The following is a 15,146-nucleotide window of genomic DNA, read 5'->3' as shown; positions in this document are numbered from 1 at the left end:
TCTCTTCTACCTATCAGCAGAACAAACAACGCAGACCCGCCGCCGCCCACCCCCCCCCCCCCCCCCCCCCCCCCCCCCCCCCCCCCCCCCCCCCCCCCCCCCCCCCCCCCCCCCGGCCCGGTCGGCCGGTCAGCCCTTGGGGCGGCCCTTGGAGATGAACAGCTGGACCGTCTCGTTCGCCGCCACGGTACGCCCTGCCTGCGGCTCGGAGTTGACGACGGATCCGGCGGGCACCTTCCAGTCGGTGAGCTCGTGGACCTCGTAGCGCAGCCCGGCCGCGTCCAGCAGCCGGGTGGCGGCGTCCCGGGACAGGCCGGTGAGCGAGGGCACGGTCACCGTGGCGGCGCCGGGCGCGGGCGGGGCGGCGGGGGAAGGGGCGCCCTCGGTCGCCGTCGGCCCGCCGACGGGCGCCGGGGCCGAGGCCGATGCCGATGCCGAGACGGACGCGGGTGCGGAAGCGGGTGCGGAAGCCGAGGCGGAAGCGGGCGCCGACTGGACGGCCGGGGCCGGCCCGGTCCCCGACGGGCGGTCGCCGCCACCCGTCGATCCGGGTACGAGCAGGGCGGCGCCCGTCGCGATGACGGCCACCGCCGCCACCGCCGCGGCTCCGGTGAGAACAGTGCGCCGGCGCACCGCGCGCCGGATCCCCACGGCGTCGATCACAGGGGCGGGGGCATCGTCGGCGAAGGCAGTCATGGCGGCGAGCAACTCCTGGTCGAAAGCGGAATCGGATGCGGAATCGGATGCGGGGCCGGATGCGGGGCCGGATGCGGGGCCGGGGTCGTGGGGCGGGAAACGGATCATCACGCACCTTCACGCGAGGTCGACGACGCGGACGGGACATCCTGCCGAGGCAGCGCGGCCCGCAATTTCGCGAGCCCGCGGGCGAGTTGTGAGCGCACGGCGCCGGGAGAGATGTCCAGCGTCTGCGCGATCTCCTGGTCCCCGAGGTCGTGGAGGTAGTACAGGACGACCACGGTGCGCATCCCCATCGGCAGCGTGTGCAGCGCCGCGACGAGCTCCGCGCGCAGCTCCACCGACCGGTAGGCGTCGCGGGGATCGGGGCGCTCGACGCCGGGCTCCGGCGCGGGGCGCTCGCCCGAGCGGTGCAGCCGCCGCCAGCGGTCGTTGGCCAGGTTCACCAGGATCCGACGGACGTACGCCTCGGGCACCTCCGCGCGCGCCACCCGCCGCCAGTGGCGGCAGGCCCGCTCCAGCGTCTCCTGCACGAGGTCCTCCGCGGTGTGGGCGTCCCCGGTGAGCACGTACGCCGTGCGGAACAGCGCGCCCGAACGCTGCTCCACGAACTCGACGAAGTCGATCCCGGGACCGGTCCTGCGCAGCCTCACCCGCGGCCTCACTCTCTCCCGCCGTCACTTCCACCCCCATGACGGCCGCCGGCCGCGCCCTGCTGCACGACCACCGCGGAAGTGACGCGGCTCACAACCGCCGATGCCCTGCCACCCCACCGCCGGCCACCCCACCGCCTGGCAGGACGCCGCCGGCGGTCGACGACGGCGGGCCCGCCGGCCAGGGAGATCCCTGACCGACGGGCCCGCCGTCCGACCTTCGGCCTACCAGCCGCTGGTGCCGATCTCGGTGCGAGTGCTCAGCCCCTTGCCGGTGCCCTTGTAGAGGTAGAGCTTCCCGGTCTCACCGGGCGCGGACTCCACCGCCGCCAGGTCACCGATGCCGTCACCCGTGAAGTCCGCCCCCGCGTAGTCGGAGATGCCGTTCCAGCCACCGCTGCCGATCTCCACCCGGTCACCCAGACCGTGGCCGTTGCCCGGGTACAGCCACAGCTTCCCCGTGGACGTCTCGGTCGCCACCAGGTCGTCCTTGCCGTCCTTGTTCATGTCCCCAGGGCTGACGATCTTGTTCATCCCGTTCCAGCCACTGGTACCGATCTCCACCCGGTCACCCAGGTACCCGCCGCGGCCGGGGTACAGCCACAGCTTCCCGGTCGAGTTCTCACTCGCCACGACATCGGCGACGCCGTCGCCGTTGAAGTCGCCCACCGCGGTGTTGTTCATGCCGTTCCAGCCGCCACTGCCGAGCTCGATCCGGCCCTCGATGCCGTGGCCGTTGCCCGGGTACAGCCAGAGCTTGCCGGTCGACTTCTCGGTCGCCACGATGTCGTCCCCGCCGTCACCGTTCAGGTCACCGACCGCCAGGTTGCTCATCCCGTTCCAGCCACCGGTACCGATCTCCACCCGGCTGCCCAGCGTGCCCGACCCCGACCCCGGGTACAGCCACAGCTTCCCGGTCGACACCTCCACCGCGACCAGGTCCTTCTTGCCGTCACCGTTGAAGTCACCGGCCGTCAGGTTCGTCATCCCCGGGTCCGACGGGCCTGCCGGGTACGGGTCCGCATGGTCGGTCGAGAGTCCGGTGCCGGGGCTGCATCCCCATGCGCCGGCTCCCTGGTCGGCGAGGATCTTCTCGGCGATCAGGATCTGTTCCTTCTTGGTCGCCTGGTGCGGATAGGCCGCGTACTGGGTGCCGCCGTAGTGCCGCCAGTTGTCCTCGGATATCTGGAGGCCGCCGTAGTAGCCGTTGCCGGTGTTGATGGACCAGTTGCCGCTGCTCTCGCAGGCGGCCACCTTGTCCCAGGTGCTGACCGACGCGGCATCGGCCGTGCCGGCGAGGCCGAGCGGTGCGAGGCTCAGCACGAGGACGGCCAGGCTCCTGCGCATGCGGGTGTGTGCGGACATGGGTGTTCTCCCCCTGGAATCGGTGTTGGCTGACGTTCGTTCAGTACTGCTTCGTTGCGTTCGACTTCGTTGGGTTCGACGGCTCACCAGCCGCCGGTGCCGATCTCGGTGCGGGAGCTCAGACCGTTGCCGGTGCCCTTGTAGAGGTAGAGCTTTCCGGTCTCGCCCGGCGCGGACTCCACCGCCGCCAGGTCACCGATGCCGTCGCCGGTGAAGTCCGCCCCCGCGTAGTCGGAGATCCCGTTCCAACCACCGGAACCGATCTCCACCCGGTCCCCCAGACCACGACCCGTCCCCGGGTACAGCCACAGCTTCCCCGTGGACGTCTCGGTCGCCACCAGGTCGTCCTTGCCGTCCTTGTTCATGTCACCAGGGCTGACGATCTTGTTCATCCCGTTCCAGCCACTGGTACCGATCTCCACCCGGTCACCCAGACCGTGGCCGTTGCCCGGGTACAGCCACAGCTTCCCGGTCGAGTTCTCACTCGCCACCAGGTCCTTCTTGCCGTCACCGTTGAAGTCGCCCACCGCGGAGTTGTTCATCCCGTTCCAGCCGCCGGAACCGATCTCCACCCGGTCACCCAGACCACGACCCGTCCCCGGGTACAGCCACAGCTTCCCCGTCGACTTCTCGGTCGCCACGATGTCGTCCTTGCCGTCACCGTTCAGATCACCGGCCGCCAGGTTGCTCATCCCGTTCCAGCCACCGGTACCGATCTCCACCCGGCTGCCCAGCGTGCCCGACCCCGACCCCGGGTACAGCCACAGCTTCCCGGTCGACACCTCCACCGCGACCAGGTCCTTCTTGCCGTCACCGTTGAAGTCACCGGCCGTCAGGTTCGTCATCCCCGGGTCCGACGGGCCGTCCTCGCGGATGGACTTGTTGCGGACCGGCACGAAGGTGCCGTAGCCGGGGTAGTACGGGTAGGGGATCTCGCGGTAGTGGACGCCGCTGCCGGTGAACTCGTAGCCCATGTAGTGGTCGGAGTCGGTCCACTTCTCGAACAGCACCACGTGGCCGCTGGCCCCGCTGTTGTCGTTGAGCAGCGCGTCGCCGGCCTTGAGGTCGCCCTTGCTGATCCCCTCGGTGACGCCCTGCGGGCCGAAGGTGTCGGTGGTCAGCGAGTCGCCGAGCTTCCAGGCCATCGAGACGTAGCCGGAACAGTCGGTGCGGTACCCGTCGTGCGAGCCGGTCCAGCTGTAGTCGAGGCCGATGCCGACCCAGGTCTTGGCGCGCTGGATCGCCTCGCTCCGGGAGACCGCGGGGGCCAGCACCGAGGCGGCGGCGGACGAACCGTCAACAGAGGGCGCCTGGAAGGCTCCTGCGCCCTTGCCGGCGCCGACCGGCTGGCCGGCGCCGCCGTACTCGCCGCCCGCGACCGCGGTGGCGGTCGTGGCGGCGGCCGCGGGGGCGGGTTCGGCGGCGAACGCGGCGCCGCCCTGGACGAACAGCCCGAGCGACAGCGAGCCGGCCAGGCCGAGGGCGACGGCGGACGTGCGGAGATAGGCCTTGCGGGACATGAGAACTCCTGGAAAGGGCATTCGGAGGACCGGTGCGGCGAAGGGCGCCCGGATCACCGGCAGAGGAAGCGCCGGAGGAACTCCGGCAGGATGTGGACGGCCGTCAGCCGGCGACGGAGAGACGCCAGGACCGGAAGACCGGAGACCGCGAGAGGGCGGCGGAACAGATGGCCAGCGAATGGGCGGGGGCGTTGTCGCCGCTTCCGCCGCTGGTGAAGATGATGAGGTCGATGGAGTCCTGACGGACTCTCGACTGGACGTGCTCCAGGCCGCCGCAGGGATCTGCGTGGGCCCAGAGCACGTCCTTGAGGACATGGGCGTCGGCCCCGGTGAGCGGACGCGGGTCGGGGCTCGTCAGGGTGAGACGGACAATGTGCATCGGGCTCGGTCCGCGTGGCCGGCGCCGACGGCAGTGGTCACTTCTTGTTGTCCCAGCTGATGCTGCCCGGGTCGCCCAGGCCGGGCTTGCCGGTCCCGCTCGGGGTGGGCACGCCCGTGTCGGGGTCGCTCGCCGCGGACACGCCCGCCACGGTGACCGGTGCGGTGGCGGCGGCGGTGACGGCCGGCAGAGCGAGCGTGGCCACCACTGCCGCAGCCGCGAGGACACCGGAAACGCGAGCGGAGATCCGCATGGAGAACAACCCCCTGGTTGATGGTCGATCAGTTTCGTCGAACGGGCGACGGCTGCTTTCCCGTCTCCCACCGACCCGGGGGCTCGGCGCCCCTGCGGCTCGGTGATCCCTATCCTGCAAGCCCGACCGGCGCTCCGGAAGGCCTTCCATGAGGCACCATCAGGCCTGGCACCATCGCGCCACCCCAGCCCCGGCTCTCCATCGCCGCCTCAGCGGACCGGGCCGCCACCACCACCGCACCGGCCTCTCCGACGGTCCGTCAGCTCTCCTTGCACGCACGTGTTCGAACTGTGAGAATCACGCAGGTGGCCTTGACGTTTGCCGGGCCGCCCGCATCGCCGCGACCGGGGGGAATCGTGCTCGAAGTACTCGGACTGAACCCGACGGCGGAAGCCGTCTACACCGCCCTGCTGGTCGAGCCCGGCTGCGGGGTCGCCGACCTCTGCCGCCGGCTCGGCCTCTCCGAGACCACCGTCAGGGAAGCCCTCGACCAACTCGCGGACCTGACGCTGCTGCGGCCCTCCCAGGAGGTGTCCGGCGCGCTGCGCCCGGTCAGCCCGGCGGTCGGTCTGGAGGCCGTCCTCCGCCGCCAGGAGGACGAGCTGGCCCGCCGCCAGCAGGAGCTGGCCGCCAGCAAGGCGGCCGTGGCCCGGGCCGTCGCCGCCTACGCGGACCTGGTGCCCAACACCGCCTCGGACGCCACCGAGCGCCTGGTCGGGATGGACGCGATCCAGGCCAAGCTCGAGATGCTGGCGCGCGGCCTCCAGGAGGAGTTCCTCGCCGCGATCTCGGGCGGGGCGCAGTCCCAGGCCAGCATGGACGCCGCCCGCCCGCTCGACCAGGACGCCCTGGAGCGCGGCGTCGCCATGCGGACGCTCTACCAGGACAGCGTCCGCAACGACCAGGCCACCCACGCGTACGCCCAGTGGCTCACCGAGCTCGGCGGCCAGGTGCGGACGGCGCCCCTGCTGCCGCCCCGGCTGCTGGTCTTCGACCGGCGCACGGCCGTCGTCCCGATCGACCCGACGCGGACCAGGCTCGGGGCGCTCTGTACCAGCGAGCCCGGTCTGGTGGCCTCCCTGGTCGCCCTGTTCGAACAGGCCTGGTCCACCGCCGTACCGCTCGGCGCCGACCAGCCCACGCATCACGACACCGGCCTCACCCCGTCCGAACGCGACCTGCTCCGCCTGCTCGGGACGGGCCTGACCGACGAGGCCGCCGGCAAGCGGCTCGGCATCTCGCTGCGCACCGTGCGGCGCCAGATGTCCGCCCTGATGGAGCGGCTCGATGCCACCAGTCGCTTCGAGGCCGGCCTCAAGGCGGCGCAGCGCGGCTGGCTGTAGCCGGCGCCCGGCCGCGCCCCGCGGCGCCCCGCAGCCCCGCCGACCGGCCGCCCAGCCCGACCGGGCGCGCCCCGGCTGCGGATGTCAGTACCCGGGTGCAGACTCTCAGGTGGCCGGGGAGGGGGCGTGCGCGCGCCCGACGGAACCGCCCCGGTCACTCTCCGTCGAAGGGGCACCACCTCATGCTCACCACCGACTTCCCCATCGGCTCGCCCTGCTGGATCGACCTCGGCACCCCGGACATCCCGGCCACCGCCGCGTTCTACGGCAAGGTCTTCGGTTGGACGTTCCAGGAGGTTCCCGAAGCGGGCGGTTACGGATTCCTCCAGGCGGGCGGGAAGACCGTCGGCGCGCTCGGCAACCTCGACGCGGGCGCCCGGTCCGCCTGGACGACGTACTTCCGCACCGCCGACGTGGAGAGAACGGTCAAGGCGGCCGAGCAGTCCGGTGCCACCGTCCGGGTCCCGCCGATGGACGTCATGCAGGAGGGCCGGTTCGCGGCGCTGACCGATCCGCAGGGCGCCGAGTTCGCGGTCTGGCAGGCCGGGAACACGGTCGGCCTGGACGCCGTGTCCGAGGACAACACGCTGGTCTGGTCGGAGCTGCACACCAAGGACCAGGACGGCGCCTTCTCCTTCTACCACGGGCTGTTCGGCTGGCGGGTGGAGAACTTCGAGCCGTCCCCGGGGATGAGCTACCGGGTGATCTCCACCGCCGAGGGCGACCAGCAGCAGACGAGCTTCGGCGGCATCGCCCCGACGATGCAGCCGGACCAGCCGTCCGCCTGGACGCCGTACTTCGCCGCCAACGACGTGGACGCGCTGATCGTCAAGGCGAAGGCGGCCGGCGGCCAGGTGCTGATGGCGGCCGAGAACGTGGAGAACGTCGGCCGGATCGCCTGGCTGGCGGACCCGAACGGCGCCCCGTTCGCCCTGATCAAGGGCGAACCGCGCGAGTCGTGAACACGCGTGAGGGCCCGCCGCACACCGGCGACGGGCCCTCATCCACGACAGCGCAGGTCACCGCACCGGGTGCCCGGCCTCCCGCAGCGCGTTCTTGACCTCGCCGATCCGCAGGTCCCCGAAGTGGAAGACGCTGGCCGCGAGGACGGCGTCCGCGCCCGCCTCGACGGCCGGGGCGAAGTCGGCGAGCTTGCCCGCCCCGCCGGAGGCGATGACCGGCACCGACACCGCCTTGCGCACGGCCCGGATCATCTCCAGGTCGTAGCCGTCCTTGGTGCCGTCGGCGTCCATCGAGTTGAGCAGGATCTCGCCCGCGCCCAGCTCGGCCGCCCGGCCGGCCCATTCGACGGCGTCCAGGCCGGTGCCGCGGCGCCCGCCGTGGGTGGTGACCTCGTAGCCCGAGGCGGTCTCCACGCCCTCGGCGCAGCGCCGGGCGTCGACCGACAGCACCAGCACCTGCCGTCCGAAGCGCTGGGCGATCTCGCGGATCAGCTCGGGCCGGGCGATGGCCGCGGTGTTGACCCCGACCTTGTCGGCGCCGGCCCGCAGCAGCTGGTTCACGTCGTCGACGGCGCGGATGCCGCCGCCGACGGTGAGCGGGATGAACACCTGCTCGGCGGTGCGGCGGACCACGTCGTAGGTGGTCTCGCGGTCGCCGGAGGAGGCGGTGATGTCGAGGAAGGTCAGCTCGTCGGCGCCTTCGGCGTCGTAGAGCTTGGCCATCTCGACCGGGTCGCCGGCGTCGCGCAGGTTCTGGAAGTTGACGCCCTTGACCACCCGCCCGGCGTCCACGTCCAGGCAGGGGATGACACGTACGGCGAGGGTCACGGCTGCTTGCCTTCCAGGGCTTCCAGGGTCGTTGCCAGCCCGGTGCGGTACGCGTCGAGCTCGACCTCGACCATCATCCGGGAGTCGATCAGCCCGTCGACCACCACCATGGTGGCCACCGGGCGTGCGGCGTCGAAGAGTCGGCGGTGGGCGCGGCCCACCTCCTCGGCGTCACGGGCGTGGGTGATGTACATCCGGGTGCGGACCACGTCGTCCGCGGTCAGACCGTACGCGGCGAGGGCCGAGAGCCCGACGCCGAACGCGGCGAGGGTCTGCCGGTACGGGTCGCCCTCGTGCTCGATCCGGCCGTTCACCCAGGCGGTGGACCCGGCCACGTGCACGTGGTCGCCCGCGGCGACCGCCCGGGAGTAGCCGAACTCCTCCTCCCAGGGGGAGAAACCCGTCACCCGGCCGCGTACGATCCGACCTTCCGTCATCCGGAAACCGCCTCCAGGGCCTCTTCGAGGGTGAACTTCTGCTCGTAGAGTGCCTTGCCCACGATGGCGCCCTCGACACCCAGGTCGACGAGACCGGCGATGGCGCGCAGGTCGTCGAGGGAGGAGACGCCGCCGGAGGCGACGACGGGGCGGTCGGTGGCGCCGCAGACGTCGCGCAGCAGCTGGAGGTTGGGGCCGGTGAGGGTGCCGTCGCGGTTGACGTCGGTGACGACGTAGCGGGCGCAGCCCTCGGCGTTCAGCCGCTCCAGGACGTCGAAGAGCTGGCCGCCGTCGCGGGTCCAGCCGCGGCCGCGCAGGGTGGTGCCGACCACGTCCAGGCCGACGGCGATCTTGTCGCCGTGCTCGGCGATGGCCTTGGCGACCCACTCGGGGGCCTCCAGGGCGGCGGTGCCGAGGTTGACCCGGGTGCAGCCGGTGGCGAGGGCGCGGGCGAGCGACTCGTCGTCGCGGATGCCGCCGGACAGCTCGACCTTGAGGTCCAGCTGGCCGGTGACCTCGCGCAGCAGCTCGTAGTTGGTGCCGGTGCCGAAGGCGGCGTCCAGGTCGACCAGGTGGAGCCACTCGGCGCCGGCGTTCTGCCAGGCGAGGGCGGCGGCCAGCGGCTCGCCGAAGGAGGTCTCGGTGCCGGAGGCGCCCTTGACCAGGCGGACGGCCTGGCCGTCGCGGACGTCGACGGCGGGCAGCAGCTCAAGGCTCATCAGTAACAACTCTCAGACGTTCAGAGGGTGTTGACCCAGTTGGTCAGCAGGGCGGCGCCGGCGTCGCCGGACTTCTCGGGGTGGAACTGGGTGGCCCAGAGCGGGCCGTTCTCGACCGCGGCGACGAACGGCTGCCCGTGCGTGGCCCAGGTGACCAGCGGCGGGTTGATCCGCGCGCTGTGGGTCTCCAGCTCCCAGTGCCGCACGCCGTAGGAGTGCACGAAGTAGAAGCGGGTCTCCGGGTCGAGGCCGGCGAACATCCGGCTGCCCTCGGGCACGTCCACGGTGTTCCAGCCCATGTGCGGGACGACCGGGGCGTCCAGCGGTTCGACGGTGCCGGGCCACTCGTCGCAGCCGGGCGTCTCCACCCCGTGCTCGACGCCCTTCTCGAAGAGGATCTGCATGCCCACGCAGATGCCCATGACCGGGCGGCCCCCGGCGAGCCGGCGGCCGATGATCCAGTCACCGCGGACGGACCTGAGGCCGCGCATGCAGGCCTCGAAGGCGCCCACGCCGGGGACGAGCAGGCCGTCCGCGGCCATCGCGGTGTCGTAGTCGGAGCTGACCGTGACGTTCGCCCCGGTCCGCTCCAGGGCGCGCTGCGCGGAGCGGAGGTTGCCGGAGCCGTAGTCGAGGACGACGACGTTCTTGCCCATGTTCAGGTGTCCAGTCTCTCTGCTACGGGTGTTACAGGCGCATGAGGCCGGAGCCCAGGCACATCACGGCCCCGATGGCCAACACCAGGATGACGCCCTTCGGGAGCTTCTGCTTCCAGAAGGAGATCACCCCGCCCGCCAGGAAGAGGCCGACGAAGAGGAGGATCGTCGCGGACTTGTTCACAGCGCACCCTTGGTCGAGGGAAGGATTCCGGCCGCGCGCTGGTCCCGCTCGGCGGCGTAGCGCAGCGCCCGGGCCAGTGCCTTGAACTGGCACTCCACGATGTGGTGCGCGTTGCGCCCGTACGGGACGTGCACGTGCAGCGCGATCTGCGCCTGGGCCACGAAGGACTCCAGGATGTGCCGGGTCATCGTGGTGTCGTAGCTGCCGATCATCGGCGCCATGCCCTCGGGCTCGGTGTGCACCAGGTAGGGCCGGCCGGAGAGGTCGACGGTGACCTGGGCGAGCGACTCGTCCAGCGGCACCGTGCAGTTGCCGAAGCGGTAGATGCCGACCTTGTCGCCGAGCGCCTGCTTGAAGGCGGCGCCGAGCGCGAGGGCGGTGTCCTCGATGGTGTGGTGGGTGTCGATGTGCAGGTCGCCGTCGGTCTTGACGGTGAGGTCGAACAGGCCGTGGCGGCCGAGCTGGTCGAGCATGTGGTCGTAGAAGCCGACGCCGGTGGAGATGTCGGTCTTGCCGGTTCCGTCGAGGTCTATCTCGACCAGGACGGAGGTCTCCTTGGTGGTGCGCTCGACGCGTCCGATGCGGGACATGAGGGGTTACAGCTCCTTGATCACATTACGGACGGCGTCCAGGAAGGCGTCGTTCTCGGCGGGCGTGCCGGCGGTGACGCGCAGCCACCCGGGGACCCCGTTGTCACGGACCAGGACACCCCGGTCGAGGATGGCCCGCCACACGGCGTGGGTGTCGGCGAAGCGGCCGAACTGGACGAAGTTGGCGTCCGAGTCGGTCACCTCCAGGCCCATCCCGCGCAGCGCGTCCACCAGCCGGTCGCGCTCCTGCTTGAGCCGGCCGACGTACCCCAGCAGGGTGTCGGTGTGCTCCAGGCAGGCCAGCGCGGTGGCCTGGGTGACGGCCGACAGGTGGTACGGCAGCCGGACCAGCTGGACGGCGTCGACCACGGCCGGGTCGGCGGCGAGGTAGCCGAGGCGCAGCCCGGCGGCGCCGAAGGCCTTGGACATGGTGCGGCTGACCACCAGGTTGGGGCGGCCCTCGACCAGCGGCAGCAGCGAGGCGCGGTGCGAGAACTCGACGTACGCCTCGTCCACGACCACCAGGCTGGGCCGGGCGGCCTGCGCGGCCTCGTACAGCCGCAGGACGGTCTCCGCCTCGACGGCCGTCCCGGTCGGGTTGTTCGGCGAGCAGATGAACACCACGTTCGGCCGGTGCTCGGCGATCGCCGCGAGGGCGGCGTCCACGTCGATGGTGAAGTCGTCGTCGCGGGGGCCGGAGATCCAGGCGGTGCCGGTGCCCCGGGAGATCAGCGCGTGCATCGAGTAGGAGGGCTCGAAGCCGAGCGCGGTGCGGCCGGGGCCGCCGAAGGTCTGCAGCAGCTGCTGGAGGACCTCGTTGGAGCCGTTGGCGGCCCACACCTGCTCGCGGGTGACCGGGAAGCCGGTGGTGCGGGTCAGGTACGCGGCGAGGCCCTCGCGCAGCTCGACCGCGTCCCGGTCGGGGTAGCGGTTGAGGTGGCGGGCGGCCTCGGCGACGCGCTCGGCGATCCGGGCCACCAGCTCCTCGGGCAGCGGGTACGGGTTCTCGTTGGTGTTCAGCTGGACGGGGACGTCCAACTGCGGGGCGCCGTACGGGGACTGGCCGCGCAGCTCGTCCCGGATGGGCAGGTCGTCGATACGGGTCGTACGGATGGTCACGTGCCCGGCACCGTCCAGTCGAAGCGGGCCTTGACGGCGTCCCCGTGCCCGGGGAGGTCCTCGGCTTCCGCCAGGTTGACCACGTGCGCGGCGACGTCCGCCAGCGCCTGCCGGTCGTACTCGACGACCTGGACGCCGCGCAGGAAGGTCTGCACCGACAGCCCGGAGGAGTGGCAGGCGCAGCCGCCGGTCGGCAGCACGTGGTTGGAGCCGGCCGCGTAGTCGCCCAGCGAGACCGGGGTCCAGCGGCCGATGAAGATCGCGCCGGCGTTGACGACCTTCGCCGCGACCGCGTGCGGGTCGCGGGTCTGGATCTCCAGGTGCTCGGCCGCGTAGGCGTTGACCACGGCGAGGCCCTGCTCCAGGTCGTCGACCAGGATGATGCCGGACTGGCGGCCGCCGAGCGCCTCGGCGACCCGCTCGCCGTGCTTGGTCCGGCCGACCTGGGTGACCAGCTCGACCTCGACCGCGTCGGCCAGCTCCGGGGAGTCGGTGACCAGAACCGAGCCGGAGGTGGGGCCGTGCTCGGCCTGGCTGATCAGGTCGGCGGCGACGTCGCTCGGCAGCGCGCTGTCGTCGGCGAGGACGGCGATCTCGGTCGGGCCGGCCTCGGAGTCGATGCCGATCCGGCCGGCGAACAGCCGCTTGGCGGCGGCCACGTAGATGTTGCCGGGGCCGGTGACCATGTTCACCGGGGCGCACTCCTCGGTGCCCAGGGCGAACATCGCGACCGCCTGGGCGCCGCCGACGGAGTAGACCTCGTCCACGCCGAGCAGCGCGCAGGCCGCCAGGATGGTCGGGTGGACCCGGCCCCCGAACTCCTTCTGCGGCGGCGAGGTCACCGCGATGCCCCGGACGCCCGCCTCCTGGGCCGGCACCACGTTCATCACCACGGAGGACGGGTAGACGGCCAGCCCGCCCGGCACGTACAGGCCGACCCGCTCGACCGGCACCCAGCGCTGGGTGACCGTGCCGCCCGGCACCACCTGGGTGGTGTGCCCGGTGCGGCGCTGGTCGGCGTGCACGGCCCGGGCGCGGCGGATCGACTCCTCCAGCGCGGCCCGCACCTTCGGGTCCAGCGTCTCCAGGGCCTCGGTCAGCTGCTCGGCGGGCACCCGGGTGGACTCCAGCCGGACGCCGTCGAAACGCTCGGTGATCTCGATCAGCGCCGCGACCCCGCGATGGCGTACGTCCTCGGCGATCGGCCGCACCTTCTCCAGGGCGGCCGCCACGTCGAACTCGGCACGGGGCAGCAGGGCACGCGGGTCGTCCAGCGAGCCGCGGAGGTCGATTCGAGAGATCACGCCACCCAGTGTAAGGAGTGGCCGGAACGGGTGGTCCCGCATTTCAGTCCGTGATACGAAAGGCGAGACGACCGGGGGGACGGGGAAACGATGGCGGAGAGTGCTCCGGAGAGCTGGACCGACACCGAGCGGGAGCTCTGGGAGGCCTTCCGCGAGGGCGAGGTCTTCGACCTCCGGTGTGGCCGGACCGACATCGACGACCCCTTCGGGGACACCGTCTGGGGCCCCGAACGCACGGTGAGCGCCGAGGTCCTCGCCCACCTCCTGCTGGCCGGCCCGCGGCCCACCGCCGGGCGGGTCGCCTCGCTGCGGATGAGCGGGGTGTACGTCACCGGCGCGCTCAACCTGGCCGGCGGCCACATCGACCGGTACGTCGAACTGCGCGGCTGCCGCTTCGAGCACAAGATCCTCATCTCGGAGGCCTCGGCCACCACCCTGCGGATGGTCGACTGCCTGATCCCCCGGCTGGAGGCCTCCCGGCTCGCCACCACCGGCGACGTCCACCTGGCCCGCTGCCGGATCCCCGACGGCATCCGGCTCACCGACGCCAAGATCGGCACCGACCTGCTGCTCAACCTGGCCGTCATCGGCGGCGACCGCTACGGTCGCGCGGTGTCCGCCGACGGGATCACCGTCCACCAGGACTTCGAGGCCGAACGCCTGGAGACCCGGGGCGAGTTGAGCGTCCGCACGGCCCGAATAGGCGGCCGCTTCTCGCTCCGCGGCGCCCAGCTGCACGCCGACCCACAGAACCGGGTCTGCCTCAACGCCGTCCGGCTCAACGTCGGCCACACCCTCTACCTGACCAGCTCGGCCGACGGCGGCTGGTTCGGCTCCCGCAGCTACTACGGCTCCGGCTACGGCCAGAGCCCCCCGCCCGACGCGCCCAGCACCCCGTTCCGCGCCTACGGCCAGGTGCGGCTCTCGGACGCCCGCTTCGACGCCGCCTGCCTGATCTCCGGCGAATTCCACCTGGAGGGTGACGACGAGCTCTCGCTGCGCCGCATCCACACCCCCGAACTCCGGTTCACGTGCAAGATCCGGCCCACCGGCACCGTCTCCCTCTCCCGCGCCCGGGTCGGCAACCTGGTCGACACCCCGGACGCCTGGCCGCTCGGCAAGCACCTGCGGCTGACCGGCTTCGTCTACGAGAACCTCCGCCCGGTCGGACAGTTCACCGTCCAGCAGCGGATCGCCTGGCTGGAGGGCTCCGCGGTGGACTTCCAGCCGGAGTCCTACGAGCAGCTCGCCGCCGCCCTGCGCCGCGACGGCGCCGACGACGACGCCCGCGAAGTGCTCTACGCCAAGCAGCGCCGCCGCCGGGAGACCCTGCCACTGCCCGCCCGGGGCTGGGGCCTGGTCCAGGACGTCACCGTCGGTTACGGCTACCGCCCCGGCCGCGCCGGCCTGTGGCTCCTGCTCACCTGGGCCCTCGGCAGCATCTGGTTCGCCACCCACCCGCTGGACCCGCTCAAGGCCGACGAGAAACCCCACTGGAACGCGGTGCTCTACACCCTCGACCGGCTGCTGCCCATCGTCGACCTCAACCAGGGCGCCTGGAACCCCGGCGGCGCCAGCCAGTGGATCGCCGCCAGCCTCGTCGTCGTCGGCTGGCTCCTCGCCTCCACCGTCGTCACCGGCGCCACCCGCCTCCTCCAACGCGGCTGACCCCGGCCCCGCACCACCCGTCACCGCCTTCTGCACAGGAGGTCGTCCAGACCGACTTCCTGTGCAGAATCCCAAACAAGCTGACTTCTCCTCATTTCACCCCGCCGCGCCCTGAAATCACAGAAGCAACGGCGGCCCCGGCCAAGGATTGGCCGGGGCCGCCGAAACCAGAGCAAATAGACGCCTCCCTTCTAATTCCTGCCACCCGTTGCCGCTTCGGCACCACCGAAGCGGCAACGGCGACACTTTCTCATCCCGCTCATGAAAAGAGGAGCGAGAACGCCACCAAGAATGTTTCAGATATTTCACCACCCCGCCGCAATGAAAATCGCGGCGGGGTGGAATTAAACCACAGGGATTTGGAATAGATCAGAAAAGCGAAAACAGCAAAAACAAAACAAACAAAACAAGCAAAAAAACCAAAAAAAAAAAAAACAACAAAAAAAAAAAAAAAAAAAAAAAACAAACAA

General features: G+C 71.4%; 17 protein-coding genes. 3 read left to right on the top strand and 14 right to left on the bottom strand.

The window, feature by feature from the left end; genetic code table 11:
• Window positions 1-129 precede the first annotated feature (129 nt).
• From ACZ4W5_RS28315 to ACZ4W5_RS28290, 6 genes are all read right to left on the bottom strand, one after another.
• Window positions 130-696, bottom strand: a complete 567-nt coding sequence (locus ACZ4W5_RS28315) for a PASTA domain-containing protein (RefSeq protein ID WP_465657709.1) — start codon at window positions 694-696, stop codon at window positions 130-132.
• Between the two features lie 107 nt (window positions 697-803).
• Entirely contained in the window at window positions 804-1,283 is a 480-nt protein-coding gene (locus tag ACZ4W5_RS28310; RefSeq protein WP_465657737.1) for a SigE family RNA polymerase sigma factor, read from the bottom strand.
• Window positions 1,284-1,574: 291 nt separating this feature from the next.
• Window positions 1,575-2,714 carry an FG-GAP-like repeat-containing protein gene (locus ACZ4W5_RS28305; protein WP_465657708.1) on the bottom strand — a complete coding sequence of 380 codons (1,140 nt, stop codon included), beginning with the start codon at window positions 2,712-2,714 and terminating at the stop codon, window positions 1,575-1,577.
• 83 nt (window positions 2,715-2,797) lie between these two features.
• Complete coding sequence (locus tag ACZ4W5_RS28300; protein WP_360245201.1) at window positions 2,798-4,234, bottom strand: C40 family peptidase; 1,437 nt, start codon at window positions 4,232-4,234, stop codon at window positions 2,798-2,800.
• Window positions 4,235-4,337: 103 nt separating this feature from the next.
• Window positions 4,338-4,613 (bottom strand): hypothetical protein, encoded by a 276-nt coding sequence (locus ACZ4W5_RS28295; RefSeq protein WP_465657706.1) that lies wholly within the window; start codon window positions 4,611-4,613, stop codon window positions 4,338-4,340.
• Window positions 4,614-4,650: 37 nt separating this feature from the next.
• Window positions 4,651-4,866, bottom strand: coding sequence for a hypothetical protein (locus ACZ4W5_RS28290; RefSeq protein ID WP_465657705.1), 216 nt, complete (start codon window positions 4,864-4,866; stop codon window positions 4,651-4,653).
• A 356-nt stretch (window positions 4,867-5,222) separates the two neighbouring features.
• Here ACZ4W5_RS28290 and ACZ4W5_RS28285 point away from each other — a divergent pair, with 356 nt between their 5' ends.
• On the top strand, window positions 5,223-6,209 hold the full coding sequence (locus ACZ4W5_RS28285) for a LuxR C-terminal-related transcriptional regulator (protein ID WP_360245210.1): 987 nt from the start codon (window positions 5,223-5,225) through the stop codon (window positions 6,207-6,209).
• 182 nt (window positions 6,210-6,391) lie between these two features.
• Window positions 6,392-7,171, top strand: a complete 780-nt coding sequence (locus ACZ4W5_RS28280) for a VOC family protein (RefSeq protein WP_465657704.1) — start codon at window positions 6,392-6,394, stop codon at window positions 7,169-7,171.
• A gap of 57 nt (window positions 7,172-7,228) precedes the next feature.
• On the opposite strand, the gene hisF is transcribed toward ACZ4W5_RS28280, so the two are convergent.
• From hisF to hisD, 8 genes are read right to left on the bottom strand one after another with little or no spacing between them, the layout of a single operon-like run.
• Window positions 7,229-7,999, bottom strand: a complete 771-nt coding sequence (hisF, locus tag ACZ4W5_RS28275; protein ID WP_360245216.1) for an imidazole glycerol phosphate synthase subunit HisF — start codon at window positions 7,997-7,999, stop codon at window positions 7,229-7,231.
• Complete coding sequence (locus ACZ4W5_RS28270) at window positions 7,996-8,436, bottom strand: RidA family protein (RefSeq protein ID WP_360245219.1); 441 nt, start codon at window positions 8,434-8,436, stop codon at window positions 7,996-7,998. Before ACZ4W5_RS28270 ends, hisF begins: the two co-directional genes overlap by 4 nt.
• Entirely contained in the window at window positions 8,433-9,158 is a 726-nt protein-coding gene (gene priA, locus ACZ4W5_RS28265; RefSeq protein ID WP_402483303.1) for a bifunctional 1-(5-phosphoribosyl)-5-((5-phosphoribosylamino)methylideneamino)imidazole-4-carboxamide isomerase/phosphoribosylanthranilate isomerase PriA, read from the bottom strand. Before priA ends, ACZ4W5_RS28270 begins: the two co-directional genes overlap by 4 nt.
• 17 nt (window positions 9,159-9,175) lie before the next feature.
• Entirely contained in the window at window positions 9,176-9,811 is a 636-nt protein-coding gene (hisH, locus tag ACZ4W5_RS28260; RefSeq protein ID WP_360245222.1) for an imidazole glycerol phosphate synthase subunit HisH, read from the bottom strand.
• Between the two features lie 31 nt (window positions 9,812-9,842).
• Window positions 9,843-9,995 (bottom strand): hypothetical protein, encoded by a 153-nt coding sequence (locus tag ACZ4W5_RS28255; RefSeq protein WP_360245225.1) that lies wholly within the window; start codon window positions 9,993-9,995, stop codon window positions 9,843-9,845.
• A complete protein-coding gene (gene hisB / locus ACZ4W5_RS28250) occupies window positions 9,992-10,585 on the bottom strand; it encodes an imidazoleglycerol-phosphate dehydratase HisB (RefSeq protein ID WP_360245228.1) in 594 nt (197 codons plus the stop codon). The genes ACZ4W5_RS28255 and hisB overlap by 4 nt, the downstream gene beginning before the upstream one ends.
• Before the next feature lie 6 nt (window positions 10,586-10,591).
• Complete coding sequence (locus ACZ4W5_RS28245) at window positions 10,592-11,704, bottom strand: histidinol-phosphate transaminase (protein WP_360245231.1); 1,113 nt, start codon at window positions 11,702-11,704, stop codon at window positions 10,592-10,594.
• On the bottom strand, window positions 11,701-13,008 hold the full coding sequence (hisD, locus tag ACZ4W5_RS28240) for a histidinol dehydrogenase (protein WP_360245234.1): 1,308 nt from the start codon (window positions 13,006-13,008) through the stop codon (window positions 11,701-11,703). Before hisD ends, ACZ4W5_RS28245 begins: the two co-directional genes overlap by 4 nt.
• Window positions 13,009-13,098: 90 nt before the next feature.
• Between hisD and ACZ4W5_RS28235 the strand changes: the two genes are divergently transcribed.
• Window positions 13,099-14,676 carry an oxidoreductase gene (locus ACZ4W5_RS28235; RefSeq protein ID WP_465657703.1) on the top strand — a complete coding sequence of 526 codons (1,578 nt, stop codon included), beginning with the start codon at window positions 13,099-13,101 and terminating at the stop codon, window positions 14,674-14,676.
• The last annotated feature ends 470 nt before the right edge of the window (window positions 14,677-15,146 follow it).

This window comes from Kitasatospora sp. NPDC029367 (genome assembly GCF_055569135.1).
Note: the sequence above shows the minus strand (reverse complement) of the source record. Positions and strands in the feature narration are given on the sequence as shown.

Bases quoted from the DNA above. Each gene is read 5' to 3' on its own strand.
- hisH (WP_360245222.1), bottom strand. From the start codon at position 9,811: ATGGGCAAGAACGTCGTCGTCCTCGACTACGGCTCCGGCAACCTCCGC.
- hisB (WP_360245228.1), bottom strand. From the start codon at position 10,585: ATGTCCCGCATCGGACGCGTCGAGCGCACCACCAAGGAGACCTCCGTC.
- ACZ4W5_RS28235 (WP_465657703.1), top strand. From the start codon at position 13,099: ATGGCGGAGAGTGCTCCGGAGAGCTGGACCGACACCGAGCGGGAGCTC.
- ACZ4W5_RS28305 (WP_465657708.1), bottom strand. From the start codon at position 2,714: ATGTCCGCACACACCCGCATGCGCAGGAGCCTGGCCGTCCTCGTGCTG.
- ACZ4W5_RS28290 (WP_465657705.1), bottom strand. From the start codon at position 4,866: ATGCGGATCTCCGCTCGCGTTTCCGGTGTCCTCGCGGCTGCGGCAGTG.
- ACZ4W5_RS28315 (WP_465657709.1), bottom strand. From the start codon at position 696: ATGACTGCCTTCGCCGACGATGCCCCCGCCCCTGTGATCGACGCCGTG.
- ACZ4W5_RS28300 (WP_360245201.1), bottom strand. From the start codon at position 4,234: ATGTCCCGCAAGGCCTATCTCCGCACGTCCGCCGTCGCCCTCGGCCTG.
- ACZ4W5_RS28295 (WP_465657706.1), bottom strand. From the start codon at position 4,613: ATGCACATTGTCCGTCTCACCCTGACGAGCCCCGACCCGCGTCCGCTC.
- ACZ4W5_RS28270 (WP_360245219.1), bottom strand. From the start codon at position 8,436: ATGACGGAAGGTCGGATCGTACGCGGCCGGGTGACGGGTTTCTCCCCC.
- ACZ4W5_RS28280 (WP_465657704.1), top strand. From the start codon at position 6,392: ATGCTCACCACCGACTTCCCCATCGGCTCGCCCTGCTGGATCGACCTC.